Source organism: Thermomonas sp., from assembly GCF_035369645.1.
Taxonomy (GTDB): domain Bacteria; phylum Pseudomonadota; class Gammaproteobacteria; order Xanthomonadales; family Xanthomonadaceae; genus Thermomonas.
In genome coordinates this window covers 2,894-6,233 of record NZ_DAOOUM010000032.1, presented here as the reverse complement: position 1 = coordinate 6,233, position 3,340 = coordinate 2,894, and the positions used below count along the sequence as shown (strand labels likewise).

The 3,340-nt window shown below is 60.0% G+C and carries 2 protein-coding genes; both read left to right on the top strand.

Features of this window, described 5'->3' with window-relative positions:
• Positions 1–2,235, top strand: a 2,235-nt coding sequence (locus PK789_RS07495; RefSeq protein WP_324308153.1) for a nitrate reductase subunit alpha, incomplete at its 5' end; no start/stop codon positions are given.
• Positions 2,235–3,340: nitrate reductase subunit beta (gene narH / locus PK789_RS07490; protein ID WP_324308152.1), on the top strand; the 1,106-nt coding region annotated here is incomplete at its 3' end. The genes PK789_RS07495 and narH, both read left to right, overlap by 1 nt.

The window sequence follows — 3,340 nt, the reverse complement described above, 5'->3', positions numbered from 1 at the left end:
CCGGCATGGCAGGAAAAGATCACCGGCGTGCCGCGCCATGACGTGATCGAAATCGCCCGCGAATTTGCCAATACCGCCGCCAAGACCCATGGCCGCAGCATGATTATTGTGGGTGCGGCGATGAACCACTGGTTCCACAACGACATGAACTACCGCGGCCTCATCAACATGCTGATGATGTGCGGTTGCGTGGGCCAAACCGGCGGTGGTTGGGCGCATTACGTGGGCCAGGAAAAGTTGCGCCCGCAAACCGGCTGGCAGCCGATTGCGTTCGGTCTGGATTGGAGCAAGCCGCCGCGCCAGATGAACGGAACCTCGTTCTTCTACTTCATGTCCGACCAGTGGCGCTACGAAAAGGTCGAGATGAAGGAACTGCTCTCGCCCTTGGCAGACCCGGCCAAGTTCAGCGGCAGCCAGGCCGACTTCAACATGCAGGCGATCCGCATGGGCTGGTTGCCCAGCGCGCCGCAGCTCAACCGCAATCCGCTCAGTATTGCCAAAGCGGCCGAAGCCGCAGGCAGTACGCCGGCCGACTACGTGGTCAGTCAGCTCAAGAGTGGGGCGATGGATTTTGCTTACGCTGACCCGGACGCACCGGAGAACTTCCCGCGCAACATGTTCATCTGGCGCTCGAACTTGCTGGGCAGCTCCGGCAAGGGTCACGAGTACATGCTGCGCCACTTGCTGGGTACCCGGCATGGCTTGCAAGGCAAGGATCTGGGCGAACGTGGTGCGGAAAAACCGCAGGAAATCAAATGGCGCGATGAAGCGCCGGAAGGCAAGCTCGACCTGCTGGTGACGCTGGATTTCCGCATGTGCACCACCGCCCTGTATTCGGACATCGTGCTGCCTACCGCAACGTGGTACGAAAAGAACGACCTCAACACCTCGGACATGCATCCGTTCATTCACCCGCTGTCGAAGGCGGTGGATCCGGCGTGGGAGGCACGCAGCGACTGGGATATCTTCAAGGGCATCGCCAAGGCGGTGAGCGCAATGGCGCCGGGCGTGCTGGGTGTAGAGAAAGACGTGGTGCTGGTGCCCACCCTGCACGATACCCCCGGCGAGCTGGCGATGCCGCTGGGCGTCACCAACTGGAAGAAGGGCGAGTGCGAGCCGATTCCGGGCAAGACCATGCCGACGATTGCGGTGGTCGAGCGCGACTATCCAAACCTGTACAAGAAGTTCACCTCGCTGGGCCCGCTGCTGGACAAGCAGGGCAATGGCGGCAAGGGCATCAATTGGGATACCAAGGATGAAGTGCATTTCCTGGGTGACCTCAACCATCGCGTGCGCGAAGAAGGCATCAGCCAAGGCCGCCCGAACATCCAGACCGCGATTGATGCCGCCGAATGCGTGTTGCATCTGGCACCGGAAACCAATGGCCATGTGGCCGTCAAGGCGTGGGAGGCACTGGGTGAATTCACCGGCCGTGACCACACCCATCTGGCGGTGGGCAAGGAGCATGAAGCCATCCGCTTCCGCGATATCCAGGCGCAGCCGCGCAAGATCATTTCTTCGCCCACCTGGTCCGGTTTGGAAGACGAACACGTCAGCTACAACGCCGGCTACACCAATGTGCATGAAATGATTCCATGGCGCACGGTGACGGGGCGCCAACAGTTCTACATGGATCACGAGTGGATGCTGGCGTTCGGCGAAGGCTTCATGCAGTACCGTCCACCGGTGGATACCAAGACGATTGCCCCGCTGCACAACATGCGTGGCAACGGCAACAAGGAAATCGTGCTGAACTGGATCACCCCGCACCAGAAGTGGGGCATCCACAGCACCTATTCCGATAACCTGATCATGCAAACGCTCTCGCGTGGTGGCCCGATCGTGTGGTTGTCTGAGGACGATGCGCGGGAAGCGGGGATTGAAGACAACGACTGGATTGAACTGTTCAACGTCAACGGTGCAATTGCCGCACGTGCGGTGGTCAGCCAGCGCGTGATGAACGGCATGGCGATGATGTACCACGCGCAAGAACGCATCATCAACACACCCGGCAGCGAAATCAGTGGCACGCGTGGCGGTATCCATAACTCTGTCACCCGCATTGTGCTCAAGCCCACCCACATGATCGGCAGCTATGCCCAGTTCGCCTATGGCTTCAACTACTACGGCACGGTGGGCAGCAACCGTGACGAATTCGTGATCGTGCGCAAGATGAATAAAGTGGATTGGTTGGATGGCGAAGCAGTGCCTGCCAACGCTCAGGAGGTGGTGTGATGAAAGTACGCGCACAGATCGCAATGGTGCTGAACCTGGACAAGTGCATCGGCTGCCACACCTGTTCGATCACCTGCAAAAACGTGTGGACATCACGCGAAGGTGTGGAATACGCCTGGTTCAACAATGTGGAAACCAAGCCCGGCGTGGGCTATCCCAAGGAATGGGAAAACCAGGACAAGTGGAACGGCGGCTGGGTGCGGACCCGTGCCGGCAAGCTGGTGCCCAAAGCCGGTGGCCGGTTCCGCATGCTGTCGAAGATTTTCGCCAACCCCGACCTGCCGCAGATCGACGACTACTACGAACCGTTTGATTTCGATTACCAGCACCTGCACGAAGCGCCGGACAGCAAGCACCAACCCACCGCACGCCCGCGTTCGCTGATTTCCGGCCAGCGCATGCAGAAGATTCATTGGGGCCCGAACTGGGAAGAAATCCTCGGCACCGAATTCGCCAAGCGCAGCAAGGACAAGAACTTCGAGGGCGTGCAGAAAGAGATCTACGGCGCGTTTGAAAAGACCTTCATGATGTACCTGCCGCGCCTGTGCGAGCACTGCCTGAACCCGGCTTGCGTGTCTGCATGCCCGTCGGGCGCGATCTACAAGCGCGAAGAAGACGGCATCGTGTTGATCGACCAGGACAAGTGCCGCGGTTGGCGCATGTGTGTGTCGGCCTGCCCGTACAAGAAGATCTACTACAACTGGAAGTCGGGTAAATCCGAGAAGTGCATCTTCTGCTACCCGCGCATTGAAATGGGCGAGCCCACCGTGTGCTCGGAAACCTGCGTGGGCCGCATCCGCTACCTCGGCGTGCTGCTGTACGATGCCGACCGCATCCAGGAAGCAGCCTCGGTGCCGGCCGAGAAAGACCTGTATCAGGCGCATCTGGACATCTTCCTCGATCCCAACGATCCCAAGGTCATCGAGGCCGCGCGCAAGGAAGGCATCCCCGACAGCTGGCTGGAAGCCGCAGTCAATTCACCGACCTACAAGCTCGCCATTGATTGGAAACTGGCGCTGCCGCTGCATCCGGAATACCGCACCTTGCCGATGGTGTGGTACGTGCCGCCGCTGTCGCCGATCCAGTCCGCCGCCGAACGTGGCCG